The sequence below is a fragment of the Agrobacterium burrii genome (assembly GCF_017313405.1).
In the GTDB taxonomy this organism is placed as follows: domain Bacteria; phylum Pseudomonadota; class Alphaproteobacteria; order Rhizobiales; family Rhizobiaceae; genus Agrobacterium; species Agrobacterium burrii.
The window spans coordinates 126,045-142,273 of record NZ_JAFLNA010000007.1 but is presented as its reverse complement, the minus strand read 5'-3'; the positions used below and the strand labels follow the sequence as shown (position 1 = coordinate 142,273).

Genomic DNA, 16,229 nt, shown 5'->3' with positions numbered 1-16,229 from the left:
TGTTATTCCGGGCTGTCGGGTGCTGCGGAGCGCAGTTTTCGGTAACCCTCCCGGATGTCATTCTCAATAGCAGCCCTTACGCCTGTCGGGTCCCGGTCTGCCAACGCTTCAATTGCTACCATGTGATTTTGAACGCCCTGACGGTGTTGTGCATACTCTGGATAAAGATTGAGAAGCGTCGGACCGACCCTCACCCAGAGCGATTCAATCATGCTCAAAAGACCAGGCATGCCCGACAACTCGTAGATTGCAAAATGAAACTCCTTGTTATGCCAGAGCGCGTCATGATAGCGGCCAGTCTCAAGGCTAGCGTTTATAAGACATTGAATTTCCTGAAGGTTTGACACAGTTTTCTCGTCAAAGGTCCTGGCACCGTACTCCGCCGCTACCCCTTCAAGCGCTATGCGCGTTACCGTGATGTCGCGCAGTTGGGCTTTGGTCAGCGTAGGCACCACCAGTGTCTTTGGCCCGGAGAAGGTGAGCGCAGACTCAGTGATCAGTCGGTTCAGGGCGTCGCGTGCAGGTGTTGTACTCACGTCGAGTTCCCCAGCTACGCCGCGCACTGTGAACTTATACCCTGGAGGGTAGGTGCCGCGGATCATCCTTTCACGAAGGATATCATAGACCGCACTCCCCATTCTCTGGTGTGGTAGGTTTGCATCACCCTCTTGACGTGAATTTTCAATCATTTTGCCTCCGAAGCACATTGACTCGTCATATTTTTGATGTCACAAAAATCAAATACTAAGCTTTTGCGAAGGCTATGTGACATCAAAGACTGAATATCATTGATTTCAAATGTTGTCTCTTGGGACATCAGAATAACGCTGCATCTGCTTAGAACGCACCTAAAATAAAAGGGGATTCAATTGATTGGCGAAGCACTAAATCTCGATGGTCTGGTGAAAAGTTACGGAGATACGATCGCGGTGGACGGAGTCGATATCCGTGCATTGCCTGGTGAATTCGTTTCTGTTCTTGGGCCCTCGGGGTCCGGAAAAACAAGCGTACTGACAATGATTGCAGGTTTCGACCGCCCATCGGCAGGGAGGATAACCATCAGCGGCCGGGACATTACCAACCTTGCGCCGAACAAGCGCAACATTGGGATGGTTTTTCAGAAATATGCGCTCTTTCCCCATCTCACGGTACGCCAAAATATCGCGTTTCCTCTCAAGCTCAGATCGAAGTGGAAGTCCGGATGGAAACAACGGGCCGACGAGATGTTGGAATTGGTGCAAATGGGCCATCTCGCGGACAGACTGCCTTCGGAGCTTTCCGGCGGCCAGCAACAACGTGTGGCCGTGGCCCGTGCGCTCGCGTTCGAGCCGCCGGTGATGCTTATGGACGAGCCTCTGGGGGCGCTCGATAAAAAACTGCGGGAAGCAATGCAGTTCGAGATCAAGCGAATCCAGAAACAGGTCGGAGCCACCGTCCTTTATGTCACCCACGACCAGGAAGAGGCGCTGACTATGTCAGATCGGGTCGCAATCATGCATGCCGGACGTGTCGTTCAGATAGGAACCCCTGCTGCGCTCTACCACGCGCCATCCAACCGATTTGTGGCTGATTTCATTGGAAAAATGAACTTCCTTGACGGAAAAATCCTGTCTGTGGAGCATGAGAAGGTGCTCATACGGCTATCCGGGGATGTGGTCGTCCGCACCACAGCTAGCTCCCAGGTCGCGCTAACGGCAACGCGAGAAGGCGATAGAATATGCTTTGCGATGCGGCCTGAGCGACTAGCACTCAAGAGCCGCGGATCTCAGACCCTTGGAGCTATACCAGGTGTCATCGAGAGCTGCGTTTTCACCGGCTCGTTCCACGTTTTCCTTGTCCGGCTGGAATTACCTCGATCACCAGTGGTCGAAGTTCAGGTGGTAACAGGCAGGGAAGCGGAATTCTCGGTAGGTCAAAGCGTTGACCTTCTACCCGACCCAGAGGCGGCCAGCTGTTTTCTAGAAGATGAGAGGCGTGCGGTATGACTGCTTCTTCGACTGCACATCACGCGCCTCGCAAAATGGCTCACATCTTGTTTTTATCGGCCTCTGCAAAGACTTACTCTCACGCAGCAGCACTTCTATTGCTGTCGCCCGCAGCTGCCTTCCTATTGGCGGGGTTCGCTTATCCGCTTGCGAAGCTCGTGGCGATAAGCATGCCAGCGATGAGCCTGGAATACTATCTGCGAATCTTTCGAGAACCCCTTTATCTGGACGTTCTGCTCTCGACTGTATTTGTCGCAATCGTCGTTATGTGCGCTAGCCTTATCCTTGGCTTTCCTGTGGCCTACGCCATGACGCGACTGAAAAAACCGGGGGCTACAATTGTAACAGCATGCGTGTTGATCCCGCTTTGGACTTCCGTCCTGATCCGATCATACGCGTGGATTATTCTGCTTCAGCGTAACGGCATCATCAACCAGGCTCTGGTTTCCGCAGGCCTCGTGGATGGACCCTTGCGAATGATCTACACGCAAGGTGCAGTCATTTTAGCTATGACGCATGTTCTTCTTCCCTTCATGATATTGCCAATCTTCGCCGCGTTGCGGGCAATTCCTAACGAGTATGTCAAGGCAGCGAGAAACCTCGGCTCGGGCCCTGTACACGCATTCTGCAAGGTTACGGTTCCATTGAGCCTGCCCGGCATATTCGCAGGCTGTGTCATGAGTTTTGTTCTTGCACTTGGATTTTATGTAACACCGGCGCTCGTCGGAGGTGCAGGTTCACTCATGATGGCTACACTGATTGGCCAACAGACGATTGTCTTGCTGGATTGGCCTTTCGCAGCAGCCCTCTCCACAACGCTTCTCATCGTCACACTCGCGGTGATAGTCGCGTTCCGCAAGACACTATCGTTGAGCAAGGGGCTGACCAATGGCATCTGACAACCCGACATTTAAAACGCAGTTCCAGACCAACTCTCTAAGGTCGTCACGAGAGTCTCGTCGCAGCATTGCTGCCCTGTATGTTGCAGGCCTTTTGGTGTGCGCAATCATGATCTTTCTCATTTTGCCGACATTTCTGGTCATTCCAATGAGCTTGAATGAAAGCAGCTATCTTGCGTTCCCACCACAAGGGCTGACTTGGAAGTGGTATGCCGCGTATTTCTCGGACCCAGATTGGATGGCTGCAACGGCGTTCAGCCTCCAGATCGCGCTGGCAACATCCCTTGTTGCAACCGTCACGGGGACAATGGCCGCGCTGGCTCTCGCAAAGAGTAAACTTCCCTTCAAGGGTTTTCTGCAAGGCTTGGCTCTGGGCCCTATGATCGTGCCACACGTGGTTCTCGGCGTCGCACTTTACCTCGTCTTTTCACCCTGGAGAATGACTGGGACGCTCAGCGGCTTTGTGATCGCTCATACGGTTCTGGCCATACCCTATGTCATGATTGTGGTCGGAGCGGCAGTTCAGAAGTTTGACTCGTCATTGGAATTGGCCGCACTGAACTGCGGTGCCAATAGAGTTCAAGCGTTCTTTCTGGTCATGCTGCCTAGCATCGGGCCGAGCATAGCGTCCGCTTCCGTATTTGCCTTTCTAGCCTCTTTCGACGACGCGACAGTCTCGTTCTTCATATCTGACATCGGGGGCAAGTCGATCGGACGCAAGATGTTCGAGGATATCGATTTCAATCTGACACCTGTCATCGCTGCAGCGTCGACAGTGCTCGTTGCTATTTCGCTTGCACTGATGACCGGAGCACAACTTTTGACATCACAACGCAGACGCTAACTCAACTTTACAAATAAGGGGATTTGAAATGATCAAACTGGATCGGACGCCGAAGGCTTGCCTGAAATCAGGTCTTGGAATGATGTTGGCACTCGCTTTCACAACATCTCTCGACCTCGCCAACGCACATGCAAACGAGCGCGTCGTCATCGCCACAACGGGTGGCACCTATGAAAAGGCCCTGCGGGATGCCTGGTTCATCCCTTTCACCAAGGAAACTGGGATAGAAGTTGTTACGGTATCTGCCACAGACGCGGAAAAACGAGCCAAGGTCACGGCCATGGTACAAACCAACAACGTGACATGGGACCTTTATCTGGACGGGGAAATTCAGGCAGGATCCGACGCTCATTACACGATCACCGAGGATCTCTCAGAATATTGCCGGCAGTTCGACGATGATACTCATCTCGTAGCCGATGCGTGTACACGTGGCGGAGCGCGACTGCAGTCCACCGCAACCCTGTTGGCCTACAAGCCTGGTGGAAATGGCAGTGACCCGAAAACATGGGGTGATATGTGGAACGTTGAAAAATTTCCAGGTGGGAGAGCATTCCCAAACTTCGATGACCCCTGGCGGGTGCTCGCCGCGGCATTGCTTGCTGATGGCGTTGCAAAGGAAGAGGTTTTCCCAATCGACGTTGATCGCGCATTCCGCAAGCTGGATGAAATTCGACCTGCTGTGCAACTGTGGTGGAAGACCGGTGACCAAAGCGTCCAGGGCTTTCGCAACGACGAGTATCGCCTCGGACAGATCTGGTTGACACGCGCTAAAGCGCTGCAGGCTGAAGGGTTTGACATTGGCTGGAGTTACGACGGAGCTTTCCTCGTCGGCGATCGTATCGCGCTCATTCGAGGTGCGCAAAACCGCGAAAATGCTTTGAAGCTGATCACGTACTGGCTGAAAAACCCATCGGTTCAGTCGAAGGCCTGCGAGACGCTTTCGTGCACTCCTCCAAGCCAACAAGCAATTTCTATGATGTCTCAGAAAGCCCGCGACAGTCTCCCATCACCTTCAGATGTCGAGCAACGCATTATCGTACCTGATGCGCAATGGATCAACGCAAATATGAGCATGCTGGTACAGCGTTGGAATGAATGGATCCGCTGATCTGTTCCCTAGGAGGCAAGGCACTATGCTGCCTCCTAGTACATTGTTCCTTTGAAAACTTGCCTTGAAACAAAGGCTCCACCTTACACCTTCTATTCTGGAAATCATGATGTCGCATAATCACGTGGGCACCGACTGGCTGAATGAACGTAATTTCATTGACGGTGCCTGGATCGAAGCGGACGACCGCAAAACACTTGGCGTCACCGACCCTGCAACCGACTGCATCATAGGAACTGTTCCCTATTGCGGTGCAAATGAAACGGCCCGTGCCATCCTCGCTGCAAACAACGCCTTTCTAACATGGAGCAAATTTACCGCAGGCGAGCGTGCACGCGTTCTTCACCGCATGGCTGATCTTATCCATCTGCATCGCGATGAACTTGCCGGATTGCTAACCTTGGAGCAGGGGAAGCCGCTTCTCGAGGCCCGAGGCGAGATCGACAGCGCAGCCGCCTACGTCACCTGGTTTGCGGAACAGGCAAGGCGTATCAACGGCGAAACCATTCCGTCGCCCTGGGCTGACCGCAGAATCATTGTGGCACGCGAGCCAGTGGGTGTTGTCGGCGCGATCACGCCATGGAATTTCCCATTCTCCATGATTGCCAGAAAGCTGGCGGCGGCGCTGGCTGCCGGTTGTACTATCGTCGTTAAACCTTCAGAACTGACGCCTTATTGTGGCCTCGCTTGGGGTAAGCTCACTGCTGAGGCGGGTGTTCCTGCGGGTGTAGTCAACGTCGTTACCGGAGATCCCATCGCAATCGGGGCCGAGTTGACGTCCAGTCGAATGGTTTCGAAAATCACTTTTACGGGTTCGACGGCGGTGGGAAAACTTCTGTATGGTCAATCGGCGCGCACTATGAAGCGCGTCTCCATGGAGCTGGGGGGCAACGCGCCCTTTATTGTTTTCGACGATGCGGACATCAACAAAGCAGTCGAAGGCGCGATGGCCTCAAAGTTTCGCAATTCGGGGCAAACATGCGTCTGTACAAACCGCTTCTATATTCATGACAGCGTGTACGATGCCTTCCTCGAAAAGCTCTCTTATGCGGTGGAGACATTGAAAATCGGAAATGGTTTCGATGAAGGTGTCGAACAAGGTCCTCTCATAAACACGGCCGCACTCGAGAAAGTCGAACACCACATTTCCAATGCCGTTGCGGATGGTGGCCGGATCGTTGTTGGAGGCCAACGACATAAGCTTGGCAAAACGTTCTTTCAGCCCACTGTGTTGGCTGACGTGAAGGATCATATGGCTGTCTGCCGAGAAGAGACATTTGGGCCCTTGGCTGCCGTCTCTCGATTTCGTACGGATGAAGAGGTTATAACAGCAGCGAATGCGACGGATTCCGGACTAGCTGCATATTTCTATACTCAGAGTCTCAAGCGCACATTTGCCATTTCTCAGAGCCTCAAGTTCGGCATGATAGGGGTAAATGCAGGACTTATCTCCACCGAAGTGGCCCCTTTTGGCGGGGTGAATGAAAGCGGTATCGGAAGAGAAGGATCAACCCACGGGCTGGATGATTATCTAACTTGGAAGTACATGTGTTTGAGCGGATTATAATCCTCGAGTGGGATAAGCTTCGCATGATTAGTCGTGGTCTCGCCTCGCCTGTGCGTCGCCGTCGCTGGTCGAATGAAGAGAATCTTACGACCATCCGGGAAACAGAACTGTAGCGGGTTACCTGACCTTGCCCCCAGGTCTTATCCGGTTTTGAGTGCGGTCCGGCGGCTTTTGAGGCGTAGTGTCGGAAAATCCGTTGCGAGAAGACCACCTGACGCGCTTTGAAGGACTGCACGATGAAAAAGACCCCGGGCCGCCGGCGTCCTCAACAGCATATTGACGTTCCTCGAACCGGCCGATTACCCTCCGATCGTGACGTTTGCACTATCGCCGCCAAACCCACCGATATTTTTCTTGACCCATTCGAGGGCTGTCACCAGATCTTTGACCGCGTAATTGCCAGAGGTCCCGTCCGGGCTTTCCCTACTGAGTTCCTCAAGCGAGAGAAATCAGAAAGGACCGACACGATATTGGACGGGGACGACTATGATCCCATTGGCAGCCAGTTTGGACGCGTAGAATTCAATCTCCGATGCGTAGCCGTGGTCCCACACATAAACAGGGAGCTTGTCTTCAGGGGACTGCGCGGGTGTAAAGACGTTGGGGTTCAGGCCGTTTTCACTTGCTGGCGGCATGAGCTCCTTGTCGAAATAGAATTCATCTCCCCAGAACATGCCGACTGGATTGAGGTTGACGTCTTGCATAGCCTGGTCGCCCCACTTGTCGGCAAGCTTGACTCCGCTCCAAGGCTGGACGGGTTGCGCGACACCGAAGCGGTGGTTCCCGTGGTCGATGCCGCACAGGGAAGGCCCTTGAAGACCTGAACACCCACGACGTCGCTTGGAACACCTCTAACCTGGCCTCCGTCAATCTTAACGATATCGACCGGCGTGTTCTTCGCGTCGGTTGCTGTCGTTCGAGCAAAGGCCGTAGGGGCTGGAACTAGCACCGACATGCAGACAATCTATGCCATTAATACAAGAGATTTTTTCATTTTGTCTCCTCCTAATCGAGAAGTTTAGGTCATGGACGCTGCGCTTGGCCTCTTATCTCTGCTTCGGTCATACCGATCCCTTCGAGGACCTTCTTGCGCAAGTACGCATCTCGGGTCGGATAGATCGTCGAGGTTCGCATGGCCACCTCGCCTTCGTGAAAGCGAAGGAATTGTCCGCCGGACTGTGGCGTGACCTGTCCCCAGTGTGAGACATCGTTCCCGTTTGGATCGCCGGTTTTGACGAAGTTCGCGAGATAGCTCACGGCGATATCACGCATCGCGAAATCTGGATCGGTCCAGGGCAGTTGGCCGGGTTTGTCAGCGCGGATGGAACCATTGAAATACCAGTTATCGGCAGCGTGCCAAGCGCGCCGGAAACCCTGGTCCTTGCCAGGCGGCCAGTGATCCCAGTAATAAAGATAGACGTTGGACTTGCTATGCGCTTTCGCATATTCGGCTCCGACACGCACATATTCGAACATGTAGTCGTTCAGCATGCGCAGCGACAGGCGATAGGCCTCGGTCGGATCATCCGTTGCGTAAAGAGGAAAGACCTTTTCGTCGACATTCCCTGCCTGATGCGGACGGATTGCGGAAAGCATGGCTTTTTGCTGTTCCTCCTGCGTCATCTTCAGATCATTCGGGCGCAACCCGGTATACTCGTCCGCTGTCTGGCCAATGATGATATCAAGCCCGTCGAAGTCGCCCGGCTGGAGCAGGTTCACGGAATCCGGCGTGTAGACGTAGTCGTCGATCGTGTAGAACTGGTTGGTCGCTACGGCACCCGCCATGACGCCAAACAGTGTTTCCTTTCCGCCCTTCCATTTTTCCAGCCAAGCATCATTGCCAATGCTCCGCAACTCGGCAAGGGTTGTCTCTTTGCCGAACAGCTTGTTGACCGCCTGCCGGTTATCCTGCGACTTTTTCGAAAAATCGACGATCTTTCCAGGCAGGAAGCCGGTGAAGCTCGACTGAATGAATGCTCGTTTGAACAGGCCCTTGGCTAGAGGCGTTCGCAGCAACGCCACCGTGTTTTCGCCGCCCGCTGATTGTCCGCCGATCGTCACGGTGGCAGGGTCGCCGCCGAATGCTTCGATGTTGGTCTGGATCCATTTCAGCGCATCGACGAGATCGAGGACACCGAAATTGCCCTTCGGCCCGTTCGGGTTATCTTTGGCCATCTCTGGCAGAGACAGCCAGCCCAACGCTCCCAGCCGATACTGGACCGAAACGACGACGACGCCCTTTGCGGCCAATTGCGCGGCATACAGGTCTTTCATCGCGGCCGAGCCCAAGCGGTTCGCACCGCCGTGAATCAGCATGTAGACGGGCAGACGATCATTCGTATGCTCGGCGAGCGTCCAGATCGAAAGGTTCAATCCGTTGTCGCTGATCGGGCTCTCGCCCTGCCTATTGACATCCTGAAGTATCTGGTCGCCCCACTTGTCGGCGATCAGGACGCCATCCCACGCCTTCACAGGCGGCGCGGGTTTCCAGCGGTTTTCACCACCTACACTGCCTGCAAACGGAATTCCGAGAAATTGCGCGACGCCGGGCGTGTCGCTCGGCACACCCTGTACCTTTCCACCGGCGACGGATGCTTCGATAATCGGTGCGGCGTGCGCGATCTCGCCGAAACCTTGTCCGAGGGTCATGAGTGCACCAAGCGCAAGGCCCTTCACCGCTCGACGGACATGTTGGGCCGACTGTTTGAAATTCGTTGTTTTCTTCACGATATCCTCCAAGGATAGCTTCATGGGCATCGGGATCTCTGACAACCTGATCTGACCGTCTCTGCTCTTTGCTGTGACAGGGAGCAGTCCTGCAAAGAACCGATCATAAGGAGCATCGTCGCGCGCCGGCAAGTTTGCGTCAGGCAAATCAGTTATGCCGGCACGGCATCGGATCACCAAGGGATGCCGCCTGGAAGAGTGCGGCTTCTTTTCTCTTGAGTACTTCAAGAACCATTCAACGAATTCCCAAGTTTAATGCCGCCAAACTGTTCGGGTAATTGAACGACATAGATCTTCCATGGGCGCTTGACCATGTCCTCCTTGTTACCGAACAGCTTGGTTCGCCGCGACTGGGTGATCGGAATGTAAAGCTTGCGGTCGACGCTGATGAATGACCCGTCCGGGCTGACAAACTCCGCGTCGGAGGTCAGCACTGCCATCTGCCCGCTCGGCGAGAGGATCGTCACCCGTTTGTTGTCGAGTTCGGAAAGGTAGAGATTTCCCTTAGTGTCGAGTGCGCAGCCGCCACTGCGGGCAATCGGGAAATACTCCTCAACCTGTTTCGCAAGATCGGCGTCCGAGAGGGCTGCATTGCGCACGGCTGCTGCCTTGATCTTGATGAACGGTCCGGTGGGAGCCGCTACATAGATCCATTCGCCGTCGTTACTGATCTCTATCATGTCGATCTTCGGCGTTTGGTGATTGCCCTGTTGGAGATTGGGCTCGACCTTTGCCTGCATCTGCGGAAAGCCCGACATCCGCCGCAATGTCTGGCCAGTTGAAAGGTTATGATAGATCAAGGCACCAATCCCGGAATCGGTGACGTAGACATGGTCACCGAAGACCCGTAAATCGTTCATCTTGGCACCCTTGGGAAGCACGCTGTCGTTGAAACGCAGGACATGCAGGACCTTGCCGGACTTCGGGTCGAGATGAACCAGTTTTTGCGCGCCAGGTTTGGGTTCGGAAAGCTCGGGTGGGTAGGAATCTGCACGCAACGCACCCTGATCCACCGCCCAGACGGTATCGTCCTTGAAAATGTGGATCGAGTTCACATAGACGAAACTGTCGCGTCCATCGTCGCCGGGCGTCCACGCGTTCCAGGCATTGCCCGGGAAAGCCACTACCTTCCCGTCAGATCCACGCTTTGCAAGGCAGGGGGTGTCGTCATAGCCGGGATAGCGGGGTAGACCGAAAAACATTTCACCGGAGCTTGTCAGGGCAACCTGGTTGCAGAACCAGCGCAACTCAGCCGCAACGGTGTGCGGAAGTTCGACACCTTCTGCGAATGTTTTCCGGAATGATAGCGGCGCGACCGCTGTCGCAATCCCGGCGGCAGCGATGAATGATCGACGTGAAAGTCTCATGATTTCCTCCCTCGTGTTAGTGTTCAGCGGCATTGCAAGCGACCAGCATCAGGCACAGCACGACGGCGCGCATCGGCAATGCTCGATGGACGACTAGATGTGGATGACACTCTGGCAGCGGATTGGCCGGTTCCTCCTCTGGCCTCTCCGCTTGAGGACAGTGTGGGATAACAGCTGTCGTTTCCAGTTGGCTATCGGGTATATCAGTCGTGCCGTTTTGGCATGAGACAACCCAAGCATGTCGCGTATCCTCTCCTTCGACAGAGCAGTCCGACATGCGTTCGCATCGACGCGCCATCAGCTGGGCGCCGCCGCCGTGCACGTCAGAATGTACAAGCGGACAACGGACATGTAGCCACGGCATATCGATTGACGCGCACCGGATCGCGTCAATCGATGAGAATGTCAGCCTTGATGAGGCCCGCATCTCGACAGTGTTCGCTGGCGTTAAGCCCGCGCGGCTTTTGCGAAAATGATAAGATGAGGACCCGGACTGCCTATTCAGGGACAATAACATCCGGATGCCCGCTTTCATCCAGCGCGCGCCGCACAAATCCCGACGCCTTTTTCTCACGCACAAAGGCCATGACAAACTCTGCGGCCAGAGTATTTTTCACGCTTACTCCTACGGCTTGTGGAATGGACATGAAGGGTTCAGTCATCACCTCATAATCGGGGTTATATGCAGCAACCTGATTCATAGCCTGACGAACACCCGCAAGGCCGTCCACTACCCCCTCTTTGAGCGCGGCGACCGCGTCGGCGAAGCTGTCGAAGCGGATGAGTTGCCCTGCCCCGCCGATGCGCGACAGGAAGAGCTCGTAGGCGCTCCCCACAACCGCACCGATCCGTAGCTGCAGTCGATCGACGTCCTGGACGACCCTCACCGATTTAGCGTGCTGCACGAGAAAGGCACCCTCGATCTGCACATAGGCTTCGCTATAGGCAATATGCTCGGCCCGCTGTGGGTCGATTGCCAGGAAGCAGACGTCCCATTCGCCCGAATCGACGCTTTTCGAAACGGATCCGGCCTTGTCGTAATGGCGAAATGCAATCGGTGCGCCCAGTGTTGCCGCAAGCGCTCGGGCGAGATCGACCGATACACCGGTTGGTGTCTCATTCGTTTGGCCGCGACGGACGAGCACCACGTTACCGTGGTTCAAAGCGCAATTGAGAGTCCCTGATGCCGTGAGTTCGGCCCGAACGGCATCCATGTTGAATTCTTGCAAAGCAATCTCCCGTGTCCGTCTCAAGCCGTTCAGATGGATTTCATCCATTCGTCTTCACGCGGGAACTGCGTAATCATCAGTTCCAGTCCATCTTCGCCTGCCCGGACCTCCGCTGCCATATCGTCAGAGTGCACGAAAATCAGAGAGTAAGGCTTATACGTCTGGTGTTCGTAGATCAGGCTGCCGTTCAAAATGATGAGATACTGACCACCGCCTTCGGCCGGGTCAGGCGTCTGCGCCATCATGCCTGGGCCAAGGCGCAGGACCTTGACGTTCATGCCCTCATCGCCTTCTTGCTCTTCGATCACCGTATCGATTGTCAATTCCGTCCGGTTTCGAAGCACTGGCTCGATTGACAGTGCAACTGCGCCCGACGTGCGATGGCGCCGTTTGGTGGGTCGCAGCTTGTCGCGGACATTCGGGGTGCTGAGATAGACCAGTCCGGCATCCGTCTTGCTGCGCAGCGTCAGGTAGGACAGCCCCTGAGCGCTGGCGATCAGCGGACCGTAGCCTGTGTGGTGGTCGGCATAGTGAACCGTTACCAGATGCACGTCGTCGCGTCCGATCGTGCCGCTGCCGGCGATAAATACCTGGAATTGGTCGACGATATGGAAATGCGAGTCGAGTTTCTGGTGGGCATTGAGGTCAAGCCGGAATGCCTGGGGGTCTGGTGCCGCGATGTCGGAGTTTTTTCCGAACATGTTGATCTTCCAGGATTGGCCGCGGCGGAACCTGCCCGGTTCCTTTTCCGTGTAAGATGCAGCCTGCATGCGGGAAGTCCTCCTCTGACGATGGGTTTACGGTCTGTGTTCAGTGATGGTGCGGTGGTGGAAATTCGACGCCTAGGGCAACCGCCAGCGCATCGCGGTCCATGCCGATCATGTCATGCAATTTGCCGAACTGCTGTGCGCCGTTGATCGTCTGCACGGCAATCAGGCGATCGCCTTTAAATCCAAGCACAGAGAATGCGCCACTGACGGGTGCATTGAGAACCGCCTCCATATCGGAGCCATGTACGTCCCCGGCCATCTGGATCTGGATCCCTGCCTGATGCGACCAATATCGTGCAAGCCGCTTGACCGGCAAGGGCGAGCCCGCGATGGAGGCGGCGACTATCTTGGCCTGATCCTGACCGGGATTGACCGCCTCATTGCGAATGTGACGCTGGAGAATTGGATCGTACCAGGCCGAACAATCCCCGACCGCATAGATCGAAGGATCCGATGTCAGCCCCGTCTCTGAGCATAGAACCCCACCATTCACCTTCAGTCCGGCGCGACCAGCAAGACTGTCGTGCGGTACCGCTCCGATTGCCGCCACGACAAGGTCGGCCGCGATCGTTTCACCGCCGTCGAGCGTCACTATATCGGCACCACGCCCGCTGTCATGATGGAGAGCTGTCAGCGTCACGCCGAACCTGACGCTGAGCCCTCTGGCTTCGTGCCGGTCCAGCACGTAATTGGCAATCGACTTGCTCACAGTTCGCTCCATTAGCCGGTTGCCTGCCTCGATGATGGTAGTGCGAAGGCCATTCTCAACCGCGATCGCGGCTATTTCCACCCCGATCAGTCCCCCGCCGATGATCGCGACAGATCCGGCCTGGGATAGACGGGCTTTCAATGCTTGAAGGTCATCATGAGTGCGCAAATAGTGTGCGATCCCATCTGGATCGATCGTCCGCGGCAGACGGCGGGACTCTGCGCCACAGGCAAGGATCAGCCTTTGATAAGGGTAACGTGTTCCGTTGGTAGAGAGGACGTATTTTTCCGCAGGGTGAATGCTCTCGACCATCACGCCCTGCTTCAGTTCGATGCGATTGGCGGCGTAGAAGCTCTGCGGGCGCAGAAGAGGCGGCGCGAAGTCCTGTTTTGTCAGCCCATCCTTGGAAAGAGGTGGTCGATGATAGGGCAACGCCCTTTCCTGGGTCACTAATGTGACGGCGTCTTCGCAGCCAGCGACACGCAGCGCTGCCGCAGTAGCGACGCCTGAATGGGATGCGCCTAGGATCAATATGCCTGCCATAACGAGAACCACCGTATCCCTGTGTCGTCAACCAACGACGATCATGTCGAACTCGCTCTTGCGAGCACCGCATTCAGGACAGACCCAGTCGTCCGGGACGTCCTCCCATTTGGTCCCGGGAGCTACGCCGCCGTCGGGATCGCCAAGTGCCTCGTCGTAGACATAGGCACACAAAATACACTGCCAAATTTTAAAATCGCTCCGTTGCGAAAGGTCATCTGTAACCGACATCGCATCTCCTCCAGAATTGACGTGATGATAGAAGCTATTACGGGATGCTTGATATCGCTAGACGTTCTGGATAACTATCAGACATATCATTTCGGCATATCTGGAGGAGGTAGCGGCGTGGATATTCGGCAGCTCAGTTATTTCGTACGTGTCGCGGAACTTGGCAGCTTCAGCCGGGCCTCTGCGTTTTTACACGTCGCCCAACCCGCGCTGAGCAGACAGGTCCAGAACCTGGAAACGGAGCTCAAGGAAAGGCTGCTGATCCGCAATGGACGCGGTGTTGAACTTACCGAAGCCGGCGAGCGTCTTCTGGACAATGCTCGCGGCATTCTGCGACAGATCGAGCGTACCTATGAAGATATCGAAAACTCCCGGACCGGAAAGTCCGGCAAGGTGGCGATTGGGTTGCCCGCCACGATTTCGACTGCGATCGCGACGGCCTTGATTCGCAAGCTTCGGGACGAGTTGTCCGACGCACAGGTGATGCTTGTCCACGGCCGATCTAACCAGTTGCAGGAATGGATCCTATCGGGCCGACTAGACATGGCGATCATGTATGACGCCCCCTCGTCTGCCATGCTGGAGATCCATGATCTGGTGGACGAAAATCTTTTTCTAATTGGCCGCGAGGGTGCTTTCAATGACACCGATCCCGTCATGCTGGAATCGCTTGCTTCACTCCCGATGGTGATCGCCTGCCGGCCGAACAGCACCAGGGTGCTACTCGATTCTGAGCTAGCGCGGATGGGACAGAAGCTCAATATCGTCTTTGAACTCGATCCTCTCGACACGATGTTCGACCTCGCCAGGGACGGATATGGCTTCACTGTCGCATCTAAACGCACTCTCGCATCGAAGGGCCCTGATGCGGGACACGGTCTGGCCCTGCGCAAGATCATCGGCCCCGAGCTTATTCTTTCCGTCCAGCTTGTACTGCCGTCGCGCCGGCTTTCCAACAAATTGCACGAGGCGGCATTTCGGATATTGCGAGATTTGAGCCTTCGTCTGCTGCAAGAATCATGAGCGTTAAGGCATCGTCACTTTGAACTGCACGAGCAAAGCCCTATCAGCCCCACGATGACGATCATGACTGTTGCACTGGCGAGGACCGGCATGGTCAAGCCAAAGACATCCGAAGTAAAGCCAAGGATCATTGCACCCAATGAAGGACTTGCCCGGAAAATCAGGCCGTGAATGCTCAGCGCTCGGCCTCGCAACCCGGCTGGTGCTGCTAGTTGTATGTAGGTCTGCGTCGCCACAAGGCTGACCGAGCTTAGATAACCCATTGCCGCGGCAAAGAGCGCCATGAGCCATAAAGAATGGCTGAGAGCAAAGGCGATCGCTGTAAGGGCAGCGAGCAGCCATGCCATCGTGACCTGGATCGGCAGTTTCGAAGGGACAATATATAAATTCATGGTCAGACCGGCAGTGACCGACCCGAATGCCATGGACGAGGTCAGCGCGGCGAGGCCTGTTGCCGCCGGACCGGAAAATCCGGCGGCAAATGCCGGAAGCATTTCCGCAATCGCACGAACGAATATTCCACCTGCGAGAAGCAGGAGCAACATCCGGCGCATGCCGCGATTGGAGGCAACATATCGGAAGCCCTCAACGATCTCGATCAAAAAATTTCCAACTGGCTGGTCCTTCAGGCCCGCCATAGGCGCTTTCACTCGGTGCAGGACCAGAACAAAGACGATGGTGGCGATGGCATTCAGAACAAACACCCAGACGACATCAAACTGTACAATAAGAAGGCCGGCCAAGGCCGGGCCGATTAGTCGGGCGAGATTGACGTTCATCGAATTGATGGCGACAGCTCTCGGGACGTCGTCCCGACTGACCAGCTCCTGGACGATCGTCATGCGTGCCGGTTGTCCAAGGGCAATGATGCAGCCCTGAAACAGGATCGCTCCGATCAGGGTCCACAGAGACAAAAGATCGAAATAGATGAGCGCAGCCACAAGTGTCGCGATCACCGCGAGGATGAACTGGCAAAGTTGGTTCAGTTTGAGAACATTCCACCTGTCGGCTGCAGCTCCGCCCAGCGGTCCAACAACGATCGTCGGCAGAAGATCAGCTGCAGCTAGCACTCCCAGCCATGCCGCCGATTGCGTCATATCCCAGACAACCAGGCTGCAGGCAATCCGTTGCATCCAGGTTCCGACAAGCGAAATGCAGTTGCCGGCTGTATAGACCGCAAACTGCCCCCGCGACAGTAGCCGTATCAGCGACATGTGCGAACTT

14 protein-coding genes and 1 pseudogene are annotated in these 16,229 nt (G+C 55.3%); 6 read left to right on the top strand and 9 right to left on the bottom strand.

All coding sequences use genetic code 11. The features are described from left to right. Positions 1 to 2: 2 nt before the first annotated feature. Entirely contained in the window at positions 3 to 689 is a 687-nt protein-coding gene (locus JZX89_RS14695; protein WP_207134485.1) for a GntR family transcriptional regulator, read from the bottom strand. 180 nt (positions 690 to 869) lie between these two features. Here JZX89_RS14695 and JZX89_RS14690 point away from each other — a divergent pair, with 180 nt between their 5' ends. The 5 genes from JZX89_RS14690 (at position 870) to JZX89_RS14670 (ending at position 6,406) form a co-directional block, all read left to right on the top strand. Beyond that, positions 870 to 1,985, top strand: a complete 1,116-nt coding sequence (locus JZX89_RS14690) for an ABC transporter ATP-binding protein (RefSeq protein WP_207134484.1) — start codon at positions 870 to 872, stop codon at positions 1,983 to 1,985. Continuing rightward, entirely contained in the window at positions 1,982 to 2,884 is a 903-nt protein-coding gene (locus JZX89_RS14685) for an ABC transporter permease (RefSeq protein WP_207134483.1), read from the top strand. The genes JZX89_RS14690 and JZX89_RS14685 overlap by 4 nt, the downstream gene beginning before the upstream one ends. A gap of 109 nt (positions 2,885 to 2,993) precedes the next feature. After that, positions 2,994 to 3,728, top strand: a complete 735-nt coding sequence (locus tag JZX89_RS14680; RefSeq protein ID WP_369809558.1) for an ABC transporter permease — start codon at positions 2,994 to 2,996, stop codon at positions 3,726 to 3,728. Between the two features lie 28 nt (positions 3,729 to 3,756). Next, positions 3,757 to 4,839 (top strand): ABC transporter substrate-binding protein, encoded by a 1,083-nt coding sequence (locus JZX89_RS14675; protein WP_207134481.1) that lies wholly within the window; start codon positions 3,757 to 3,759, stop codon positions 4,837 to 4,839. Positions 4,840 to 4,948: 109 nt separating this feature from the next. Then, complete coding sequence (locus tag JZX89_RS14670; RefSeq protein ID WP_246746734.1) at positions 4,949 to 6,406, top strand: NAD-dependent succinate-semialdehyde dehydrogenase; 1,458 nt, start codon at positions 4,949 to 4,951, stop codon at positions 6,404 to 6,406. Between the two features lie 299 nt (positions 6,407 to 6,705). Here JZX89_RS14670 and JZX89_RS28615 read toward each other — a convergent pair. From JZX89_RS28615 to JZX89_RS14635, 7 genes and pseudogenes are all read right to left on the bottom strand, one after another. Next, positions 6,706 to 7,200 (bottom strand): annotated as a pseudogene (locus JZX89_RS28615) (carboxylesterase family protein). 229 nt (positions 7,201 to 7,429) lie between these two features. Further along, positions 7,430 to 9,280, bottom strand: coding sequence for a carboxylesterase family protein (locus tag JZX89_RS14660; protein WP_246746717.1), 1,851 nt, complete (start codon positions 9,278 to 9,280; stop codon positions 7,430 to 7,432). Positions 9,281 to 9,357: 77 nt separating this feature from the next. Continuing rightward, on the bottom strand, positions 9,358 to 10,500 hold the full coding sequence (locus tag JZX89_RS14655; RefSeq protein ID WP_206591295.1) for an L-dopachrome tautomerase-related protein: 1,143 nt from the start codon (positions 10,498 to 10,500) through the stop codon (positions 9,358 to 9,360). Between the two features lie 497 nt (positions 10,501 to 10,997). Continuing rightward, on the bottom strand, positions 10,998 to 11,777 hold the full coding sequence (locus tag JZX89_RS14650; protein WP_246746716.1) for a transporter substrate-binding domain-containing protein: 780 nt from the start codon (positions 11,775 to 11,777) through the stop codon (positions 10,998 to 11,000). Next, a complete protein-coding gene (locus tag JZX89_RS14645; RefSeq protein ID WP_103660247.1) occupies positions 11,759 to 12,499 on the bottom strand; it encodes a hypothetical protein in 741 nt (246 codons plus the stop codon). Before JZX89_RS14645 ends, JZX89_RS14650 begins: the two co-directional genes overlap by 19 nt. Positions 12,500 to 12,539: 40 nt before the next feature. Further along, entirely contained in the window at positions 12,540 to 13,751 is a 1,212-nt protein-coding gene (locus JZX89_RS14640; protein WP_207134480.1) for an NAD(P)/FAD-dependent oxidoreductase, read from the bottom strand. 27 nt (positions 13,752 to 13,778) lie between these two features. Continuing rightward, positions 13,779 to 13,982, bottom strand: coding sequence for a rubredoxin (locus tag JZX89_RS14635; protein WP_080803447.1), 204 nt, complete (start codon positions 13,980 to 13,982; stop codon positions 13,779 to 13,781). Between the two features lie 117 nt (positions 13,983 to 14,099). Between JZX89_RS14635 and JZX89_RS14630 the strand changes: the two genes are divergently transcribed. Beyond that, the gene (locus tag JZX89_RS14630; protein ID WP_149895998.1) at positions 14,100 to 15,005 is read left to right on the top strand and encodes a LysR family transcriptional regulator; all 906 of its coding nucleotides are present in this window, start codon (positions 14,100 to 14,102) and stop codon (positions 15,003 to 15,005) included. Between the two features lie 14 nt (positions 15,006 to 15,019). Here the strand turns inward: JZX89_RS14630 and JZX89_RS14625 are convergent, their stop codons facing one another. After that, positions 15,020 to 16,219: an MFS transporter gene (locus JZX89_RS14625; protein ID WP_207134479.1), complete on the bottom strand. Its 1,200-nt coding sequence runs from the start codon at positions 16,217 to 16,219 to the stop codon at positions 15,020 to 15,022. Positions 16,220 to 16,229: the final 10 nt, after the last annotated feature.